This window comes from Cellulomonas sp. McL0617 (assembly GCF_049994875.1).
Classification (GTDB): domain Bacteria; phylum Actinomycetota; class Actinomycetes; order Actinomycetales; family Cellulomonadaceae; genus Cellulomonas.
This window is the reverse complement of the sequence record NZ_CP188256.1, coordinates 3,053,206-3,071,274: the sequence shown is the minus strand read 5'-3', so window position 1 is coordinate 3,071,274 and position 18,069 is coordinate 3,053,206. Positions and strand designations below refer to the sequence as shown.

Sequence of the window (18,069 nt, the reverse complement as noted above, 5' to 3'; positions counted from 1 at the left end):
GCGTCCCATGACCCAGCACCTCGTCGTCGTCGGCGGCGGAATGGTCGCCCAACGCCTGGTCGAGGCGCTGCGCGACCGGGACGCCGCCGGGACCTGGCGCATCACCGTGCTGGCCGAGGAGCCGCGCCGCCCCTACGACCGGGTCGCGCTGACCAGCTACTTCTCGGGCCGCGACGCCGACGATCTCGCCCTCGGCGACCCGGCGCTGTGGGACGACCCCCTGGTCACGCTGGTCCGCGACGACGCCGTGGTCGCCGTCGACCGCGCGGCGAGCACCGTCACCACGGCCCGAGGCCGCACCGAGCACTACGACCACCTCGTCCTGGCCACGGGCTCGGCGGCCTGGGTGCCGCCGATCGAGGGCGCCGACCTGCCCGGGGTCTTCGTCTACCGCACGGTCGACGACGTGGCGGCGCTGCGCGGCTACGTCGAACGGATCGACCGCCCGGTCCGGGGAGCCGTCCTGGGCGGCGGCCTGCTCGGGCTCGAGGCGGCGGGCGCCCTGCAGGCGCTCGGCGCGACGACGACCGTGCTGCAGGTGGGCACGCACCTCATGTCCGCGCAGGTCGACCTCGGGGGTGGCGAGGCGCTGCGCCGGCTCATCAACCAGCTCGGTGTGGGCGTCCGGCTCAACGCGACGACCACCCGCATCCGCCCGCACCGCCGCGGTGGTGTCGGTCGGCTCGACCTGGCCGACGGCGGCCGCCTCGACGCGGACGTCGTCGTGATCGCCGCGGGCGTGCGGCCGCGCGACGAGCTCGGGCGTGCGGCCGACCTGGCCATCGGGGCGCGCGGCGGGGTCGTCGTCGACGACACCTGCCTGACCAGCGACCCGTCGATCTCCGCGATCGGCGAGGTGGCCTGCATCCAGGGCGCCTGCATCGGGCTCGTCGCGCCCGGGTACGCGATGGCCGAGATCACGGCCGACCGGCTGCTCGGCGGGGTCTCGGCCTTCCCGGGCGCGGACACGGCCACCAAGCTCAAGCTCGCGGGCGTCGACGTCGCGTCGTTCGGTGACGCGTTCGCCACGACGCCCGGTGCGCTGGAGATCGTCTGGGCGGACCCGGTGGGCGGTGTCTACAAGAAGCTCGTCATGTCCGACGACGCGCGCACCCTCCTGGGCGGCGTCCTTGTCGGCGACGCCTCCGCCTACGCCGGGCTGCGCCCGATGCTGGGCCGCGAGCTGCCCGGCGACCCGGCCGCCTTCCTGCTGCCCGAGGGTGGTGGAGGCGCGCCCGAGCTGGACCTCCCCGACGACGCGGGCGTCTGCTCGTGCAACAACGTCTCCGCGGGGACGGTCCGCGGGGCGGTCACCGAGCACGCGTGCACCGACCTCGGCGCCGTCAAGGCGTGCACCCGCGCCGGCACGAGCTGCGGCTCCTGCCTCCCGCTGGTGAAGAAGCTGATGACCACCGAGCTGACCAAGCAGGGGATCACGGTCAGCTCGTCCCTGTGCGAGCACTTCGCCCTGTCCCGCGCGCAGCTCTACGACGCCGTCCGGGTCTCGGGCGTCTCGTCGTTCACCCAGGTCATCGAGAGGTTCGGCACGGGCCGGGGCTGCGACATCTGCCGGCCGACGGTGGCGTCGATCTTGTCGACGACCGCCCCGGCGCACGTGCTCGAGGGTGAGCGGGCGGCGCTGCAGGACACCAACGACCACGTGATGGCCAACCTGCAGAAGGACGGCTCCTACTCGGTGGTGCCGCGCATCCCGGGCGGGGAGGTGACGCCCGAGGGGCTCATGGCGATCGGGTCGGTGGCGCAGGAGTTCGGGCTGTACACCAAGATCACCGGCGGACAGCGCATCGACCTGTTCGGGGCGCGCATCGACCAGCTCCCCGTCATCTGGCAGCGGCTGGTCGACGCTGGCTTCGAGTCCGGGCACGCGTACGGCAAGTCGCTGCGGACGGTGAAGTCGTGCGTCGGGTCCACCTGGTGCCGGTTCGGCGTACAGGACTCCGTGGCGCTCGCGGTCATGCTCGAGCTGCGCTACCGCGGCCTGCGCTCGCCGCACAAGATCAAGCTCGGGGTCTCGGGCTGCGCGCGCGAGTGCGCGGAGGCCCGCGGCAAGGACGTCGGGGTCATCGCGACCGACAAGGGCTGGAACGTCTACGTCGGCGGCAACGGAGGGTTCACGCCGCGGCACGCGCAGCTCCTCGCGGAGGACCTGTCCACCGAAGCGCTGGTGCGGACGATCGACCGGTTCCTCCTGTACTACGTGCGCACGGCCGACCGGCTGCAGCGCACGGCGCCCTGGATCGACGACGTCGACGGCGGTCTCGCCGGGGTGCGGGCCGTGGTGATGGACGACGCGCTCGGGATCTGCGCCGACCTCGACGCGCAGATGGCGCGCCACGTCGACGAGTACGAGGACGAGTGGCGCGCGACCCTCGAGGATCCCGAGAAGCTGCGCCGGTTCGCGTCGTTCGTCAACGCCCCGCAGACCCCCGACCCGTCGCTCGCGTACGTCCCGGAGCGCGGCCAGTCCCGTCCGGCGACCGCGGTCGAGCGTGCCGCCGCCCTGCGGGGCGACCCCGTCCTGGTCGCCGGCACCACCTTGGAGGTCCGCTCATGACCGCGCTGCTGGGCACGTGGACCACGGTGTGCCTCCTGTCCGACCTCGCCCCCGAGCGGGGGGCCGCGGCACTGCTCGCCGACGACGAGCAGGTCGCCCTGTTCCGGCTCCTCGACGACCGCGTGTACGCCGTCCAGCAGCACGACCCGTTCAGCGACGCGTACGTGATCTCCCGCGGGATCGTGGGGTCGCGACGCGTCGACGGCGTCGACGTACCGACCGTGGCGTCGCCGATGTACAAGCAGGTCTTCGCCCTCGAGAGCGGGTCGTGCCTGGACGTCGCGGGAAAGGTTCCGGCGCGCGACCTGCCACCCGACCTGCGCACCTGGCCCGTCCGGGTCCGGGACGGGTTCGTCGAGGTCGCGTCGTGACGACGATGCTCGCGCTCGAGCTCACCGGCCGACGGGTGCTCGTGGTCGGCGGTGGGCCGGTGGCAGCTCGGCGGGTCCAGGCGCTGCTCGCCGACGCGGCGACCGTCGTCGTCGTCGCGCCGCAGCTGTGCGAGGCGCTGCGCGACCTGCACACGTGGGGACTGCTGGAGTGGCGCGCACGCGAGGTCGTCGAGGGGGATCTCGACGGCGCCTGGCTCGTGCACACGGCCACCGGCGACCGCGGCACCGATGCCGCGGTGGTCGGCTGGGCGCAGCAGCGGCAGACGTTCTGCGTCGACGCCGGCGCCTCCCGGGGCACCGCTCGGACGCCGGCGACGACGCAGCAGGGCGACGTGCTCGTCGGGGTGGTGAGCACGGGCCCGCCGGACCCGGGCCGCAGCCAGGTGGTCCGCGATGCGATCGCCACCCATCTGCGCGAGGGCCGCGTGGACCTCCGGAGGCGGCGCACGTGCGGCGGCCGCGTCGTCCTCGTCGGCGGCGGACCGGGCGACGTCGGGCTGCTGACCCTCGCGGGACGGCGAGCGCTCGCGGAGGCGGACGTCGTGGTCACCGACCGGCTCGGACCCGTGGACGTGCTCGACGAGCTGCCCGTCGACGTCGAGATCATCGACGTGGGCAAGACGCCTGGCCACCACCCCGTCCCGCAGCACGAGATCGGCCGGATCCTGGTCGAGCAGGCGCAACGCGGTCGCACCGTCGTGCGGCTCAAGGGCGGCGACCCGTTCGTGTACGGCCGCGGCGGCGAGGAGGTGCTCGCGTGCCGGGAGGCGGGCGTGGCGGTCGAGGTGATCCCAGGCGTGAGCAGCGCGTTCGGCGCGCCCGCGGCCGCCGGCATCCCGCTCACCCACCGCGGCACGGTCGGCGCGGTGCACGTGATGAACGGGCACGACGGCTGGTCCTCGGCCGCACTGCTCGGGCTGCGCGAGGGGTCCTGCACCGTGGTGGTGCTCATGGGCGTCGGCGCGCTCCCGTCGCTGGTCGCGGCGGCGCTGGACGCGCGCGTCGACCCTCGGACGCCCGTCGCGCTGGTCGAGGACGGCACCCTGCCCGGTCAGCGCGTCACGCGGGCGGCGCTGGTCGACGTCGTCGACGCCGCCGTGTCCGCCGGCGTCCGGGCACCGGCGGTCATCGTGCTCGGTGCGGTCGCGGCCGACGACCTCCTGACGAAACATCCAGCCGTCACAATGGCGTCGTGACCGAACCCATCGACCAGACGCTCGCCGGGTGCGTCGTGCTGGTCACCGCCGACCGGCGGTCGGCGGAGCTGGCCGCTGCGCTCGGTCGACGGGGTGCCGCCATCCGGCACGCGCCGGCGCTGAGCATGGTGCCGCACACCGACGACGCTGCCCTGCTCGAGGGCACCCGGTCCCTGCTGGCCGACCCTCCGGACACCGTCGTGGTCACCACGGGCATCGGTTTTCGCGGCTGGATCGAGGCCGCCGACGCGTACGGTCTGGCCGAGCCGCTGGTCGACATGCTGCGCGGCACCCGGATCGTCGCCCGCGGACCCAAGGCGCGCGGGGCGATCCAGGCCGCCGGGCTGACCGCCGACTGGGTGGCCGAGTCCGAGACGAGCGCCGAGATCGCGGAGGTGCTCCTGGACGAGGGGGTGGCGGGCCGGGACATCGCGGTGCAGCACCACGGAGCCGGCGCCGACGGGCTCGACGACGCGTTCGCCGCCGCCGGTGCCCGCGTCCGCAGCCTCGTGGTGTACCGCTGGGGGCCGCCCCCGGACTCGGCGGTGGTCGAGGCCTCCGTCCGGTCGGTCGCGGCCGGCGAGGTCGACGCGGTCGTGTTCACGTCTGCTCCCGGGGCCGCCGCCTGGCTCGCGGCCGCCGACGACGCAGGGGTCGCCGACCAGGTCGTGCGGCTCAGCAGGCGGGGGAGCGTCGTGATGGCGGCCGTGGGCCCGATCACGGCCCGGCCGCTGCAGGAGCGCGGGATCGAGCCGCTGGTGCCCGAACGCGGCCGGCTCGGTTCGCTCGTCCGCGCGGTGGTCGGCCACTACGGCGGCCTGGCGGCGCTGCAGACGGTCGCCGGACCGCTGCAGGTGCACCGCGGCGCGGCGGTGCTCGACGGTCGGGTGCTCGCCCTGACGCCGACGGGTCTCGAGGTGCTGCGCCTGCTGGTCAAGGCCGGCGGGTCGGTGGTGCCGCGCGAGCACGTGCTGGCCGTCCTGCCCGGTGAGTCCACCGATCCCCACGCCGCCGAGGTCGCCATCGCTCGCCTGCGTGACGCGACCGGCAGCCGGGCGCTCATCAAGACCGTCGTCAAGAGGGGTTACCGTCTCCAGCTGGAGGAGGTTCGATGACCAACGCACTGCACGCCCGCGGACCTGTGCCCGACCACCCGTCGCAGGCCCACCCTGTGCTCGTCGGCTGCTCGCACGGGACCGACGACGTCGTCGGTCGTGCCGCCGTGCGGTCGATCCTCACGGGCGCCGCCGCGGCGCGCCCCGAGCTGGACGTGCGTGAGGCCTTCGTCGACGTGCAGCAGCCGGAGGTGGCCAACGTCGTCGCGGACGCCCTCGACGGGGACGCCGCGGGTGCGGTCGTCGTGCCGCTGCTGCTGTCGGGCGGCTTCCACGTGAAGGTGGACATCGCCGCCGCCGTCGACCAACCGGGCGCGACCGCAGCGTCGCCGCTGGGTCCGGATCCTCGCCTGGTGGACATCCTGGTCGACCGCCTCCGGGCCGTCGAGCTCGCCCCCGGGGACCTCGTCGTGCTCGCCGCCGCCGGCTCGACCGACCCGGCCGCCGCGCTGGCCGTGGAGCAGGTCGCGGCGGGACTCGCCGACCGGATCCCGCAGCCCGTGACCATCGGCTACGGCGCCGGCGCCGAACCGCGCGTGCCGGCTGCCGTCGCCGCCGCCCGGGCGGACCTGCCTCCGGGCGGTCGCGTCGTCGTGGCGTCGTACCTGCTGGCGCCGGGGTACTTCCACGACCGCGTGCTGGAGGCGGGGGCCGACGTGGTCACCGAGCCGCTCGCACCCGACGACCGGCTGGTCGAGATCGTCCTGGACCGGTACGACGCAGCGACGTGACGGACCGGGGACGCCCGTGTCCCCGGCCCGCCCCGAGGGTCAGCCGATGCGTCGCCGGACCAGGCTAGCGACGCCGATCCCCGCCGCGAACAGCACGATCGCGACCACGAGCCGGGCGAGCGCGTGGACGCCCGACCCGTCGGCGCCCGCGATGTCGATCGAGTACGCCGTGGCCCCCGTCGCACCCGCCGGCGCCCCGTAGGCCATCGACTCGTCCGCGGCGCGCTGCGCACCTGCCGCGAGCACCGCGTACTTCACGCCGAAGTCCGCGGCGGTCTGCTCGCCGTTCGCGACGACCTGCGACGTCCCCTCGTCCGAGAGCTGCTGCGTCCCGTCGACCAGCGCGGGGGCACCCGCCGCTGCGTCGCCGAGCCCGTCGGCCAGCTGGGTCGACCCCGCGGCGGCGTCGCGCAGGCCGTCGGACAGCTGGCCCGCACCCGCGCTGAGCTGGTGCGCACCGGTGCCGAGGCGGCCGAGCCCGTCGGCGAGCGCGTCGCCGCCGTCGCTGAGCTGGTCGGTGCCGGCCTGCAGCGAGTGCACCCCGCCGCGCAGCGTGCCGTCCGCCCGGGTGTCGTCGCCGTCGCCGACGCCCTTCTGCACCGCGGACACGACGCCCGCGACCAGCGTGGTGACCCCGGCGTCGACCTGGGCGACACCTTCGAGCAGCCCGTCCTGCGGGCAGCCGCCGAGCGAGGCGCGGCTGAGTCCGCACTCGACCGCACCGAGCCCGGCGGTCAGCCCGGTCGGTCCGCTGCCCAGCCCCGTCGAGACGGCGGTCGCCGTGCCCGCCAGCGTGGCGAGCGCAGTCCCGGCGGTGGCGCCGAGGCCGGACAGCGAGTCGAGGTAGGCCTGCTGGTCGGCGACGTTCGGCATCGAGGCCGCGTAACCGCCGAGCGTGGTCAGTGCCCCGGCCAGCTGGGTGCTCAGCGCCTTGGCGCCGTCGGCCATCTGCGCGTTCACCGCGGACGCATGGGCGGCACCCTGGCGCGCCTGGTCGACCCCGAACAGCAGCGTGCCGGCGGTGGTCGTCGACCCGATCGCACCGCGCACACGGGCGATCCCGTCGTGCAGGGGCTTCGCCTGGGCGGGCAGCGTGCCGACGTCGCCGTACATCTTGGTCAGTCCGGCGTCGACCTGGGCGAGGCCGTGGTCGACCTGGCCGAGGCCGGCGATGAGCTGGGGTGCCTTCGAGCGTGCCTCGCTGAGGCCGGCGTCGAGCGTGCGGGCGCCGACGGCGAGCGCGGCGGCCCCGGGTGCGGCGTCGTCGTTGAGCCCGCTCGACAGCTGGGTGGCGCCGTCGTGCAGCTGCAGCAGGCCGGCCAGCAGCTGGGCGGAGCCGTCGTGCAGCTTCAGCACGCTGGCGTCGATCTGCAGGGCGCCCGCGGTCAGGTCGACGCCCTTCTGTGCACCGGCCTGGTAGCTGGCCGACCCGTCCTTGAACGACGGGTAGTCGAGCGGCGAGACCGCCATCGACGTGAGGTTGGCGGGGGGCACCAGGCCGTGCGCGACGTGCGCGGTGTAGCCGAACTCGGCGGTGTCCGAGCCGATGGGCGGGAACAAGGTCATCTGGAACGTCAGGCGCGTCCCGCCGTGGCCGTCGCCGGCCGCTCCGGCCTCGTCGGACGACACGTCCGTGAAGCTCGCGGGCAGGGTGGTGACCAGCTGGCCGATCATCGGGACGACCGTCTGGGCGGACGCGGTCGTGCGCGTGCCGGTGCCGTCGTCGTAGGTCACGTCCTGGGTGCGTCGGGTGGTGTTGGTGACCACGTAGTGCACGCCGAGCGTGCCGGTACGGCCCACGACGTTGCCCGGATCGACCGGCTTGCCGTCCAGGGTGTAGCTGACCTTGACCGTGAGCGGCAGGTCCTTGTCGTAGTCGCTGACGGAGCGCTGCCGCCGCTCGCCGTCGACGGTGACGTGGCTGACCAGGGAACCGTCGACCACCTGGAAGCCGGTGAACCCGTCGAGGTTGCGCAGCCCCTTCGTCGAGACCGGGTTCCGGATGGTGGCGGTGCCGTGGCCGGAGAGGGCGAGCTGGTCGTACACGCGCGCCTCGACGAGCGTGCCTGTCGCGTCGAGCTTGGCCTGGACGGTCTCGGTGTTGGTGACGGCGACGTCGCCGGAGTCGGCCGCGGCGGCGGGGGCGCTCGCGGCGCCCAGGGTCAGGGGGAGCAGGACCGCGGCGACGCCGGCGGTGGCCAGGGAGCGGCGCACGTCAGGCCTCCGGCTGGTTGTCGAAGGGGAGGGCGGAGACGAGCTCGCGGGCGTCGTCGGCCCGCTCGCGCTCGCGCTCCTGGACGATCTGCGGTCCCAGCAGCGCGGTCGCCAGGAAGCCGGCGCCGGCCGCGAGCAGGATCGACGTCGCCGTCGTCGCCGACGAACCGACGAAGGCCGTCGGGTCGGCCGAGTAGGTCGCCTCGTACGCGCCGGTCAGCGCGGCGGCACCGAGCAGGGTGGACCACAGGGGCAGGCGACCGCGGGTCCCGGCGGCGACCGCGAGGCAGGCGAGCAGGACGAGCAGGACCGCCACGGCGCGACCCGACGTGGCGTCCGGCAGCACAGCGGCGCGCAGCGCGTACCCGAGCCAGGCGGCGACGAACCCGACGGCGAACCCGCCGACGCGGTGGGCCGGGGACCGGTCCGGGACGAGTCCGAGGGTGCCGCCGAGCGCCGCACCGAGCAGCGCGACGCCTTGCAGCTCGGGGGAGGCGAACAGGACGACCGCCGTCGTGACGAGGGCGAGGACGAGCCCCGCCAGGATGTACCGCTTCATGACCACCCCGTCGTGGTTGTGCCGGCGAGCCGGGGCGTGCCCCGCTCGACCAGGTGCTGGGAATGGGTCCGCCGGAAGGAGCGGTCCGCGCTCGCGATCGCCGTTGAGCGCGTTGCGAACCGGACCCTCGGGCGGAACCCGGGCACTGTCTAGCACCCGGCGCGACACCTGAGCCATGCGGTACTAGGTAACTGGTGGCCGGTACTACATACATTGTTACCGGTCCGTAACCTGAGACCCCGCTGTGGGCCTCCGGTCACCCGTCAGAGGTAACGCAGCGGGTCGAACTCCTCGAGCGGGATGATCCGCAGGCGCGGCAGCTGGACGTTGAACGCCGCGACGTCGCCCTCGAGGTCGAAGGTCGAGAGCCCCTTCGCGGTGAGGGCGGCCAGCTGGGTGCTGGTGAACTCCCGGAACGCGAGGAGGCCCACCCGACGCTGCTCGTCGTCCACCAGGACCTCGAGCTCGGGCGCGAAGTCGCCGTCGTGGCTGGCCAGGAGCACGTCGCCGGTGCGGGTCGCGATGGCCTCGAGCGTCCGCTTGATGCCGATGTCGACGACCTTCTCCCACGACTCGCCCGACAGCGGGATCGGTTGGAAGCCGATGGCCAGGAGCGCCTGGACGAACGACATCGGGAGCGAGCCGCTCGACGCGTTGAGGAAGAAGAGGGCCTTGACCGGCTGGTCCCACGTCTGCTGCGCGAAGGTGAGCACGCGCTCCCAGCGCGGCCGCTGCTCCGGGGTCGGCCTGCCGCCGAGGATCGACGAGCCGAGGGTGGCGTCGATGTTCTCGCCGTCGACCAGCAGGTACGTCGTTCCACCACTCGTGCGCGGGGCGGCCTCGGTGCTCATCGCCCGAGCGTATCGGCAGGTGGATCGCGGGGTGCGGTCCGGAACAGGGTCGGCCCGCGACCTGTTGAGGATGCATACGTACGCATGGACACGAAGGGGAGCGCGGTGAGCGAGAGCACGGACCTCCCGGGGACGCGCGAGGCGGCGCAGGCGTGGGAGTCGCTGTTCCGCGCCCAGGTGGCGTTGATGCGCCGCTTCCAGCGCGACGACGTGTGGGGACCCCTGACGATCCGCGAGTACGACGTGCTGTTCACGCTCTCGGGCTGCCCGGGCGGCGCGGCGCGGCTGCGGGAGCTGGGCGAGGGCAGCCTCCTCACCCAGCCGAGCCTGTCCCGGATGGTCGAGCGGCTGGAGCACGACGGGCTGGTCACGCGCGGGCCGGTCGAGGGCGATGCCCGGGGCGTGCTGGTCACCCTGACGCCCGAGGGTGGGCGGATGCAGCGCGAGATCGGCCGACGACACGTGCGCAGCATCCGGCACCTCGTCGGCGGGGCCCTGGACTCCGAGGAGCTGGCCACCCTGCGCGCGCTCACCGACAAGCTCCGGTCGGCGCAGGCCGACATCCCCGATCCGACGCCCGGGACCCCGTGACACGCTGCTGTGCTGCACTTGCAACTCCCTGCAAGCGGTTTGCGTCACGGCGCGTACGATGACGCACATGTCACGGCGACTCGCAGAGGTAGCGCGCAAGGTTGGTGTCTCCGAGGCAACCGTGAGCAGAGTGCTCAACGGCAAGCCCGGAGTGTCCGAGTCCACCCGCGAGGCGGTCCTGACCGCGCTCGACGTCCTCGGCTACGAACGGCCCACCAAGCTGCGCGGCGAGCGGGCCCGACTGGTCGGGCTCGTCCTGCCCGAGCTGCAGAACCCGATCTTCCCCGCGTTCGCCGAGGTGGTCGGCGGAGCGCTCGCGCAGCAGGGGTTCACGCCCGTGCTGTGCACGCAGACGGCCGGCGGCGTGTCCGAGGCCGACTACGTCGAGCTGCTCCTGGGGCAGCAGGTCTCGGGCATCGTGTTCGCGGGCGGCCACTACGCCCAGCGCGACGCCACGCACGAGCACTACGAGCGTCTGACGGGTCGGAACCTGCCCGTCGTGCTCATCAACGCGTCCATCGAAGAGCTGCCGTTCCCGCGCGTGTCGTGCGACGACGAGGTGGCGATCGAGCAGGCGATCGGGCACCTGGCGTCGCTCGGGCACGCGACGATCGGCCTGGTCCTAGGGCCGATCGACCACGTCCCCTCGGAGCGAAAGCTGCGCGCGGCGCAGGTGATCATGCGGCGGCTGGGCCTGGAGCTCAACGAGTCGCACGTGGTCCGCAGCGCCTACTCGCTCGAGAGCGGGCAGGCCGCGGGCAACCGGCTGCTCCGCGAGGGCGTCACCGGGATCGTGTGCGCGAGCGACCCGTTGGCGCTCGGCGTGATCCGGGCCGCGCGCCGCGCGGGTCTGAACGTCCCGGACGACGTCTCAGTGGTCGGGTACGACGACTCCGCCTTCATGAGCTGCACCGAGCCACCGCTCACCACGGTGCGCCAGCCGATCGAGCCGATGGGCCGGGCCGCGATCGACCTGCTGGTCAGCCAGATCCACGGCGCCGCGGTCCCGCACGACGAGCTCCTGTTCGAGCCGGAGCTCGTGGTGCGCGGCTCGACCGGTCCGGCGCGCGTGCGGCACGTCGCGGCGGTGTAGGCGCACGGTCGTCCCGCGATCGTCACCTCGCGGTGCGAGGCAGGCCGTGGGGCGCTCCACGAGATCGTGGCAGCCCCGGCGCGCCCGTCGCGGACCCGGCTGCCGACGCGCCCGAACCCCTCGACGCCGTCCGGCGGCGGGGCCCGGGTCTCGACCTGCCGCTGGCTGGCGCGAACTCATCGAGTTACGGCCTCCGTTTGGTCACACTTCGATAACTAGACTGTCAGGTTCTTGCGTACTTTCAGTCGAGTCCTTTAGTGTCCATCTCGCGACGATGACGTTGGCGATGGCACATGAGAGACGAGACCGCAGTGACGCAGCCTCAACCCGAGACCGACCCCCAGTGGTGGCGCGGTGCGGTGATCTACCAGGTCTACCCGCGCAGCTTCGCGGACGGGAACGGTGACGGCACCGGCGACCTGGAGGGCCTGCGTCAGCGCCTGCCGTACCTGCGGGACCTCGGCGTGGACGCGATCTGGGTCACCCCCTGGTATGTCTCCCCGCTGGCCGACGGCGGCTACGACGTGGCCGACTACCGGGCCATCGACCCCGCGTTCGGCACGATCGCACAGGCCGAGCGGCTGATCGACGAGGCCCTCACGCTGGGGATCCGCACGATCATCGACGTCGTCCCCAACCACGTCTCCGACCAGCACGCGTGGTTCCAGGCGGCCCTCGCCGCGGGTCCCGGCTCGCCGGAGCGTGCCCGGTTCTGGTTCCACCCGGGCAAGGGTGAGAACGGCGACGAGATCCCCACCCACTGGGTCTCCGACTTCCAGGGCAGCACCTGGACGCGCACGACGAACCCCGACGGCACCCCCGGCGAGTGGTACCTGCACCTGTTCGCGCCGGCCCAACCGGACGTCAACTGGAGCCACCCGGAGGTCGTCGCGGAGTTCGAGGACGTCCTGCGCTTCTGGTTCGACCGCGGCGTGGCCGGCATCCGGATCGACTCGGCCGCCCTGCTCATCAAGGACCCGGAACTGCCCGAGGTGCCCGAGCACCCCGGTCCCGGCGAGCACCCGCACGTGGACCGCGACGAGCTGCACGACGTCTACCGCAGCTGGCGCGCCGTCGCCGACTCCTACGCGGGCACGCGCGTCCTCGTCGGCGAGGTCTGGCTCCGCGACACCGACCGGTTCGCGCTGTACCTGCGCCCCGACGAGATGCACACGGCCTTCAACTTCGACTTCATGGCCCGTCCGTGGGACGCCAAGGAGCTGCGCGAGTCGATCGAGCTGACCCTGGCCGCGCACGGCCCGGTCGGTGCGCCGGCCACGTGGGTCCTGTCCAACCACGACGTCACGCGGCCGGTCACCCGGTACGGCCGCGAGGACAGCTCGTTCGCGTTCACCGCCAAGCGGTTCGGCACGACGACGGACCTCACGGTCGGCCTGCGCCGCGCCCGGGCCGCCGCGATGCTCACCGCGGCGCTGCCCGGCTCCCTGTACATCTACCAGGGCGACGAGCTGGGTCTGCCCGAGGTGGAGGACCTGCCGCTGGAGCTGCTGCAGGACCCCATGCACTTCCGATCCGAGGGCGTCGACCCCGGCCGGGACGGCTGCCGCGTGCCGCTGCCCTGGTCCGGGACGTCCGCCCCGTTCGGGTTCAGTCCTGCCGGCGCGACCGCGAAGCCTTGGCTTCCGCAGCCCGCCGGCTGGAGCGCGCTCACCGTCGAGGGACAGGAGTCGGACCACGCGTCGACGCTCCACCTGTACCGCGACGTGCTCGCGCTGCGTCGCTCCGAGCCCACCCTGGGCGACGGCCCGTTGAGCTGGCTCGACCAGCTCGACACCACCGACGACGTGCTCGCCTTCGCCCGCGGCGATCTCGTGTGCGTCGTCAACCTGGGCGATGCGCCCGCACCTCTGCCCGCCCACACCGACATCCTGCTCACGAGCGCGCCGCTCGAAGCAGGGCTGCTCCCGCGCGACACCGCCGCGTGGTTGCGAACAGCACGACCCTGAACACCCGCCCCCGCACGAACCAGACCGACGGAACGCACGTACGACCCCGACCCGGCACCCCGCCAGGTTCGGACTATCTCCCGAAGGAGTGACGATGAGGTCCTCACGCACCACCGCGCTCGCCATGGCCGGTGCGCTGTCCCTCGGCCTGCTGGCCGCGTGCAGCTCGAACGACAACTCCAGCGGCGACTCGTCCGCATCCGCGTCCGGCGACGCCAAGGTGACCATCACGGTCGCCGGGCTCCAGCCGGGCGCCGAGCAGACGGCCGTCGACGCACTGAACGAGCGCGTCACGCAGTTCGAGGCCAAGTACCCGAACATCACGATCAAGACGCAGGAGTACAACTGGCTCGCGTCGACCTTCGCGGCCGACCTCGCCGGTGGCACGCTGCCGACGGTGTTCGAGGTCCCGGCCACGGACACGAAGACCCTGATCCAGAACGGCCAGCTGGCCGACATCGACTCCCAGGTCAAGCAGCTCTCGTACGCGAACGACTTCAACAAGGAGGTCCTGGCGGCCGGCCTGAGCGACGACGGCAAGGTCTACGCAGTGCCGGCCAAGTCGATCTACGCCGTGGCCCTGCACTACAACCGGAAGCTCTTCACGGACGCCGGTCTGGACCCGAACAAGCCGCCGACGACGTGGGACGAGATCCGCGCCGACGCCAAGACCATCCACGACAAGACCGGCACGCCCGGTTACGCCATGATGGCGCTGGACAACGCGGGCGGCTGGCAGCTCACCGCTGCGGCCTACTCCCGCGGCGGCCGCACCCAGACGCTGAAGGACGGCAAGTACACGGCCACGCTCACGGACCCGGCGGTCAAGCAGTCGCTCGAGTTCCTGGCTGACCTCAAGAAGGACGGCTCGCTGTTCGACAACACCCAGCTCGGCTGGGGCGACATCAACGGCGACTTCGCCGCCGGCCAGTTCGCCATGTACACGTCCGGCTCCGACATCTACACCGCCCTGGTGCAGAACAACGGCGTCACCAAGGACAGCCTGGACTACGGGCTGACGGCGCTGCCCACCACGTCCGACAAGAGCTCGGGCACGCTCGGCGGCGGCACGTACGCGGCCGTCGACCCGAAGGCGACCGACGCGGAGAAGGACGCCGCGGTCAAGTGGATCGACTTCTGGTACCTGTCCAAGCTGGTCGACCAGACCCAGGCCGTGGCCGACGCCAAGATCCTCGCGGAGCAGTCCCCGCCGCAGGCCGTCGGGACCCCCACGCTCCCGATCTTCAGCAAGGAGCAGTACACGACCTCGCTGGGCTGGATCAAGGACTACGTCAACGTCCCGCTCGACAACATGAAGGGATACACGGACGTCATGTTCACGCAGCCCGTCATCCCTGAGGCGGCGCGTGCCACCCAGGAGACCTACGGCCTGCTCTTCCCGATCGTCCAGGCCGTCATGACGGACCCGAACTCCGACATCGACAAGCTGCTGGCTGCGGCCAACACGCAGTCGCAGGCCCTGATCGACCAGGCGGGCTGATCCACCTCGACGGTGCCCGACCGGGTTCATCCCCGGTCGGGCACCGTCAGACCGCCGCCTGGCCGCCGAACGACCGAACGTCACGTACCGAGAGAAGGACCCGATGACCACCACCGACGCCGTCGTCGAAGAGCGACGGTCTCAGAGACGCTCCCCGGTCACCTGGGTCAAGGGCGGCGGGCTGACCACGCTCCTGTTCGCCCTGCCGATGCTGATCATCTTCGGGGTCTTCTCCTGGGCGCCGATCGTCAAGGCCGTCGTGATGAGCTTCCAGAAGACGAACCTCATCACCACCTCCTGGGTGGGCCTGCAGAACTTCCAGCGGGTCTTCGACGACCCGGTGCTCCCCATCGCCGTCCGCAACACCGCCTACTTCGCGCTGCTGGCGCTCATCTTCGGCTACCCGGTCCCGCTGATCGCGGCCGTGCTGATGAGCGAGGCCCGGCGCATGAAGGGCCTCTTCTCGGCCCTCGCCTACCTGCCCGTCGTGGTGCCGCCGGTGGTCGCGGTGCTGCTGTGGAAGTTCTTCTACGACCCGCGGCCCGAGGGCGTGTTCAACACGATCATCGGCTACGTCGGGATACCACCCCAACCCTGGTTGCAGAGCGCGACGTCGGCCATGCCCTCGCTCGTGCTCGAGGCCACGTGGGCCGCGGCCGGCGGCACCGTGATCATCTACCTGGCCGCCCTGACCAGCGTGCCCACCGAGCTCTACGACGCGGCCGAGGTCGACGGCGCCTCCATCTGGGGGAAGATCTGGCACGTCACGATGCCGCAGCTGCGCGGCGTCCTGCTCATCACCCTCATCCTGCAGATCATCGGGACCGCCCAGGTGTTCCTCGAGCCCTACCTGTTCACGGGCGGTGGTCCGGCCAACGCGACCGTGACGGTGCTGCTCCTGGTGTACCGGTACGCGTTCCAGAACAGCCTCGGCGGGAACTACGGCATGGCCACGGCGCTGAGCCTCATGCTCGCCGTGTTCCTGGCCGTGATGTCCCTCATCTACTTCCGGATCACCCGTAGCTGGAGCACCTCGTGACCACCACCACGCCGACCCCCGGCAACGTCCCGCTCCCCGAGGCGTCCGAGACGCCGTTCGACGAGGGCGGCGCGCTGGCCCCCGACGCCGAGCAGGTCCTGCGGACGGACGCCGTCCGCGAGGACGTCGACCGCACCGTGCTGTCCGTCGCCGACTGGCGTCGCCCGCGCGTGCGGCGCACGTGGAACGCCATCCACGTGGTGCTGCTGATCCTCCTGGTCGTCGTGTGCGTCGGTCCGCTGCTGCTGCTGGCCAAGTTCGCGGTCACCCCGACGATCGACATCCTGCGCTCGCCGCTCGCGTTCTTCCCCAACGGCGTCAAGTGGTCCAACCTGCACGACGCCTGGTACGGCATCGACATCAGCAAGTACTTCGTCAACACGGTCGTGCTGGCGATCGGGTCGTGGGCCTCGCAACTGATCGTCGCGACCACCGGCGGGTTCGTCCTGTCGGTGCTGCGGCCGCGGTGGGCGCGCTATGCGCAGGCGCTCGTGCTGGCCACCCTGTTCGTGCCGGCCGTCGTGCTGCTGGTGCCGCTCTACCTGATCATCCTGCACCCGCCGCTGATCGATCACTCCCTGGTCAACTCCTACTGGGCGGTCTGGCTGCCTGCCGGCGCGAGCGCGTTCAACGTCGTGCTCGTCGCCCGGTTCTTCGACAACCTCCCGCGCGAGGTGTTCGAGGCCGCCCGGATGGACGGCGCCGGCCCGTTCCGGCTGTTCTGGTCGATCGTGCTGCCCATGAGCAAGCCGATCCTCGGCGTGGTGTCCGTGTTCGCGGTCATCGCGTCGTGGAAGGACTTCCTGTGGCCGCTGCTGGTGCTGCGCAACCCCGACCTGCAGCCGCTCTCGGTGCGCCTGCCGTCCCTCGAGGCCACCACCGACAAGGGCACCCTGATGGCGGCCTACGCGATCGCGACCGTCATCCCGATCGTGATGTTCCTGATCTTCCAGCGCATGTTCCTGCGCGGCGCCGGCCTCGGTGGCGCGGTCAAGGGCTGACGCCCGGCGATTCTGACAACGCGTCCCGACAATCTCACGCGCCCGGTGGTCCCCCGACCGCCGGGCGCGTCCGTGCCCGGGTGGGATGATCGCTCCCGTGGTTCCCGACACCTCCCCGTACGACGCCCTCCTGCTCTTCTCGTTCGGCGGCCCCGACGGCCCGGACGACGTCCTGCCGTTCCTGCGCAACGTCACGGCGGGCAAGAACATCCCCGACGAACGCCTGGCGGTCGTCGCGGAGCACTATCACCACTTCGGGGGGGCCAGCCCGATCAACGGGCAGAACCTCGCGCTCAAGAAGGCGCTGGAGGGCGAGCTCGCGGCCCGTGGTCTCGACCTGCCGGTCGTGTGGGGCAACCGCAACTGGACGCCGTACACCCGCGACGCCCTCGCCGCCGCGCACGCCGACGGCGCGCGGCGCCTCCTCGCGATCGTGACCAGCGCGTACTCGTCCTACTCCGGCTGCCGGCAGTACCGCGAGGACCTCTGGGCGTCGCTGGACATGCTGGCCGACGACCTCGGGCTCCCGGACGGTGAGCACCCCCTCGTCGTCGACAAGGTCCACTCGTACTTCAACCACCCGGGCTTCGTCGAGGCGAACATCGACGCGGTGGTCGAGGCGTACGGAGGCGTCCCGTCCGACGCGCGGCTGGTGTTCGTCACGCACTCGATCCCGGACACCATGGAGGAGGCCTCCGCCGTCTCGGGCGCGGCGTACAGCGCGCAGCACCTCGACGTCGCGGCACTCGTCGCGGCGGGTGCCTCGGAGCGCCTCGGGCACCCGGTCGCCTGGGACCTGGCCTACTGCTCGCGGTCTGGTCCGCCCAGCCAGCCGTGGCTCGAGCCCGACGTGAACGACCACCTCACCGCGCTCGCCGCCGACGGGGTCACCTCGGTGGTCCTGTCGCCGGTCGGGTTCGTCTCCGACCACATGGAGGTCGCGTTCGACCTGGACACCGAGGCGCTCGCGACCGCCGCCTCGCTCGGCCTGACCGCGGTCCGTGCGGACTCGGTGGGGACGCGCGAGCCGTTCGTACGCGGGCTCGTCGACCTCGTCGTCGAGCGTGCCGCCTCGGCCCGTGCCCTCGATGCCGGCCTGGAACCGTCGCCCGCCGTGTCCGTCGGCACCCTTCCCACGTTCCGGGACGTCTGCCGCCCGGGCTGCTGCCTGATGCGCGCCGGCCGGCCGAGCGGCATCCCCGCAGCCTGCTCCACCGATCCGCTGTCCTGACCCTCCTTCTTCG

At 72.5% G+C, this 18,069-nt stretch carries 15 protein-coding genes; 12 read left to right on the top strand and 3 right to left on the bottom strand.

The window, feature by feature from the left end; all coding sequences use genetic code 11:
• The first annotated feature begins 7 nt into the window (after window positions 1–7).
• Genes nirB through ACPPVS_RS13770 form a run of 5 tightly spaced genes read left to right on the top strand, consistent with a single transcriptional unit; the run spans window position 8 to window position 6,009 of the window.
• Window positions 8–2,575, top strand: a complete 2,568-nt coding sequence (gene nirB / locus ACPPVS_RS13790; protein ID WP_426592823.1) for a nitrite reductase large subunit NirB — start codon at window positions 8–10, stop codon at window positions 2,573–2,575.
• Window positions 2,572–2,946: a nitrite reductase small subunit NirD gene (gene nirD, locus ACPPVS_RS13785; RefSeq protein ID WP_426592822.1), complete on the top strand. Its 375-nt coding sequence runs from the start codon at window positions 2,572–2,574 to the stop codon at window positions 2,944–2,946. Before nirB ends, nirD begins: the two co-directional genes overlap by 4 nt.
• Before the next feature lie 5 nt (window positions 2,947–2,951).
• On the top strand, window positions 2,952–4,163 hold the full coding sequence (gene cobA, locus ACPPVS_RS13780) for a uroporphyrinogen-III C-methyltransferase (RefSeq protein WP_426595985.1): 1,212 nt from the start codon (window positions 2,952–2,954) through the stop codon (window positions 4,161–4,163).
• Window positions 4,160–5,278 carry a uroporphyrinogen-III synthase gene (locus tag ACPPVS_RS13775; protein WP_426592821.1) on the top strand — a complete coding sequence of 373 codons (1,119 nt, stop codon included), beginning with the start codon at window positions 4,160–4,162 and terminating at the stop codon, window positions 5,276–5,278. The genes cobA and ACPPVS_RS13775 overlap by 4 nt, the downstream gene beginning before the upstream one ends.
• Window positions 5,275–6,009 carry a sirohydrochlorin chelatase gene (locus ACPPVS_RS13770; RefSeq protein WP_426592820.1) on the top strand — a complete coding sequence of 245 codons (735 nt, stop codon included), beginning with the start codon at window positions 5,275–5,277 and terminating at the stop codon, window positions 6,007–6,009. Before ACPPVS_RS13775 ends, ACPPVS_RS13770 begins: the two co-directional genes overlap by 4 nt.
• A 39-nt stretch (window positions 6,010–6,048) precedes the next feature.
• On the opposite strand, the gene ACPPVS_RS13765 is transcribed toward ACPPVS_RS13770, so the two are convergent.
• The 3 genes from ACPPVS_RS13765 to ACPPVS_RS13755 form a co-directional block, all read right to left on the bottom strand.
• Complete coding sequence (locus ACPPVS_RS13765) at window positions 6,049–8,223, bottom strand: hypothetical protein (protein WP_426592819.1); 2,175 nt, start codon at window positions 8,221–8,223, stop codon at window positions 6,049–6,051.
• A gap of 1 nt (window position 8,224) precedes the next feature.
• On the bottom strand, window positions 8,225–8,782 hold the full coding sequence (locus tag ACPPVS_RS13760) for a hypothetical protein (RefSeq protein WP_426592818.1): 558 nt from the start codon (window positions 8,780–8,782) through the stop codon (window positions 8,225–8,227).
• A gap of 263 nt (window positions 8,783–9,045) precedes the next feature.
• Window positions 9,046–9,633: an NYN domain-containing protein gene (locus ACPPVS_RS13755; protein ID WP_426592817.1), complete on the bottom strand. Its 588-nt coding sequence runs from the start codon at window positions 9,631–9,633 to the stop codon at window positions 9,046–9,048.
• Window positions 9,634–9,717: 84 nt separating this feature from the next.
• Between ACPPVS_RS13755 and ACPPVS_RS13750 the strand changes: the two genes are divergently transcribed.
• From ACPPVS_RS13750 to ACPPVS_RS13720, 7 genes are all read left to right on the top strand, one after another.
• Window positions 9,718–10,224, top strand: coding sequence for a MarR family winged helix-turn-helix transcriptional regulator (locus ACPPVS_RS13750; RefSeq protein ID WP_426592816.1), 507 nt, complete (start codon window positions 9,718–9,720; stop codon window positions 10,222–10,224).
• 67 nt (window positions 10,225–10,291) lie between these two features.
• Window positions 10,292–11,317, top strand: a complete 1,026-nt coding sequence (locus ACPPVS_RS13745; RefSeq protein ID WP_426592815.1) for a LacI family DNA-binding transcriptional regulator — start codon at window positions 10,292–10,294, stop codon at window positions 11,315–11,317.
• A 293-nt stretch (window positions 11,318–11,610) separates the two neighbouring features.
• A complete protein-coding gene (locus ACPPVS_RS13740; protein ID WP_426592814.1) occupies window positions 11,611–13,284 on the top strand; it encodes a glycoside hydrolase family 13 protein in 1,674 nt (557 codons plus the stop codon).
• 94 nt (window positions 13,285–13,378) lie between these two features.
• Window positions 13,379–14,785: an ABC transporter substrate-binding protein gene (locus tag ACPPVS_RS13735; RefSeq protein WP_426592813.1), complete on the top strand. Its 1,407-nt coding sequence runs from the start codon at window positions 13,379–13,381 to the stop codon at window positions 14,783–14,785.
• A 103-nt stretch (window positions 14,786–14,888) separates the two neighbouring features.
• Window positions 14,889–15,824 carry a carbohydrate ABC transporter permease gene (locus tag ACPPVS_RS13730; protein ID WP_426592812.1) on the top strand — a complete coding sequence of 312 codons (936 nt, stop codon included), beginning with the start codon at window positions 14,889–14,891 and terminating at the stop codon, window positions 15,822–15,824.
• Entirely contained in the window at window positions 15,821–16,825 is a 1,005-nt protein-coding gene (locus ACPPVS_RS13725) for a carbohydrate ABC transporter permease (RefSeq protein ID WP_426592811.1), read from the top strand. Before ACPPVS_RS13730 ends, ACPPVS_RS13725 begins: the two co-directional genes overlap by 4 nt.
• Window positions 16,826–16,910: 85 nt before the next feature.
• The gene (locus tag ACPPVS_RS13720; RefSeq protein WP_426592810.1) at window positions 16,911–18,056 is read left to right on the top strand and encodes a ferrochelatase; all 1,146 of its coding nucleotides are present in this window, start codon (window positions 16,911–16,913) and stop codon (window positions 18,054–18,056) included.
• Window positions 18,057–18,069: the final 13 nt, after the last annotated feature.

Excerpts from the sequence above, each read along its gene's own strand:
- ACPPVS_RS13760 (WP_426592818.1), bottom strand. The coding sequence starts at position 8,782 with ATGAAGCGGTACATCCTGGCGGGGCTCGTCCTCGCCCTCGTCACGACG.
- ACPPVS_RS13755 (WP_426592817.1), bottom strand. The coding sequence starts at position 9,633 with ATGAGCACCGAGGCCGCCCCGCGCACGAGTGGTGGAACGACGTACCTG.
- ACPPVS_RS13730 (WP_426592812.1), top strand. The coding sequence starts at position 14,889 with ATGACCACCACCGACGCCGTCGTCGAAGAGCGACGGTCTCAGAGACGC.
- ACPPVS_RS13770 (WP_426592820.1), top strand. The coding sequence starts at position 5,275 with ATGACCAACGCACTGCACGCCCGCGGACCTGTGCCCGACCACCCGTCG.
- nirD (WP_426592822.1), top strand. The coding sequence starts at position 2,572 with ATGACCGCGCTGCTGGGCACGTGGACCACGGTGTGCCTCCTGTCCGAC.
- ACPPVS_RS13750 (WP_426592816.1), top strand. The coding sequence starts at position 9,718 with ATGGACACGAAGGGGAGCGCGGTGAGCGAGAGCACGGACCTCCCGGGG.
- ACPPVS_RS13740 (WP_426592814.1), top strand. The coding sequence starts at position 11,611 with ATGAGAGACGAGACCGCAGTGACGCAGCCTCAACCCGAGACCGACCCC.
- nirB (WP_426592823.1), top strand. The coding sequence starts at position 8 with ATGACCCAGCACCTCGTCGTCGTCGGCGGCGGAATGGTCGCCCAACGC.
- ACPPVS_RS13735 (WP_426592813.1), top strand. The coding sequence starts at position 13,379 with ATGAGGTCCTCACGCACCACCGCGCTCGCCATGGCCGGTGCGCTGTCC.
- ACPPVS_RS13745 (WP_426592815.1), top strand. The coding sequence starts at position 10,292 with ATGTCACGGCGACTCGCAGAGGTAGCGCGCAAGGTTGGTGTCTCCGAG.
- cobA (WP_426595985.1), top strand. The coding sequence starts at position 2,952 with ATGCTCGCGCTCGAGCTCACCGGCCGACGGGTGCTCGTGGTCGGCGGT.
- ACPPVS_RS13720 (WP_426592810.1), top strand. The coding sequence starts at position 16,911 with ATGATCGCTCCCGTGGTTCCCGACACCTCCCCGTACGACGCCCTCCTG.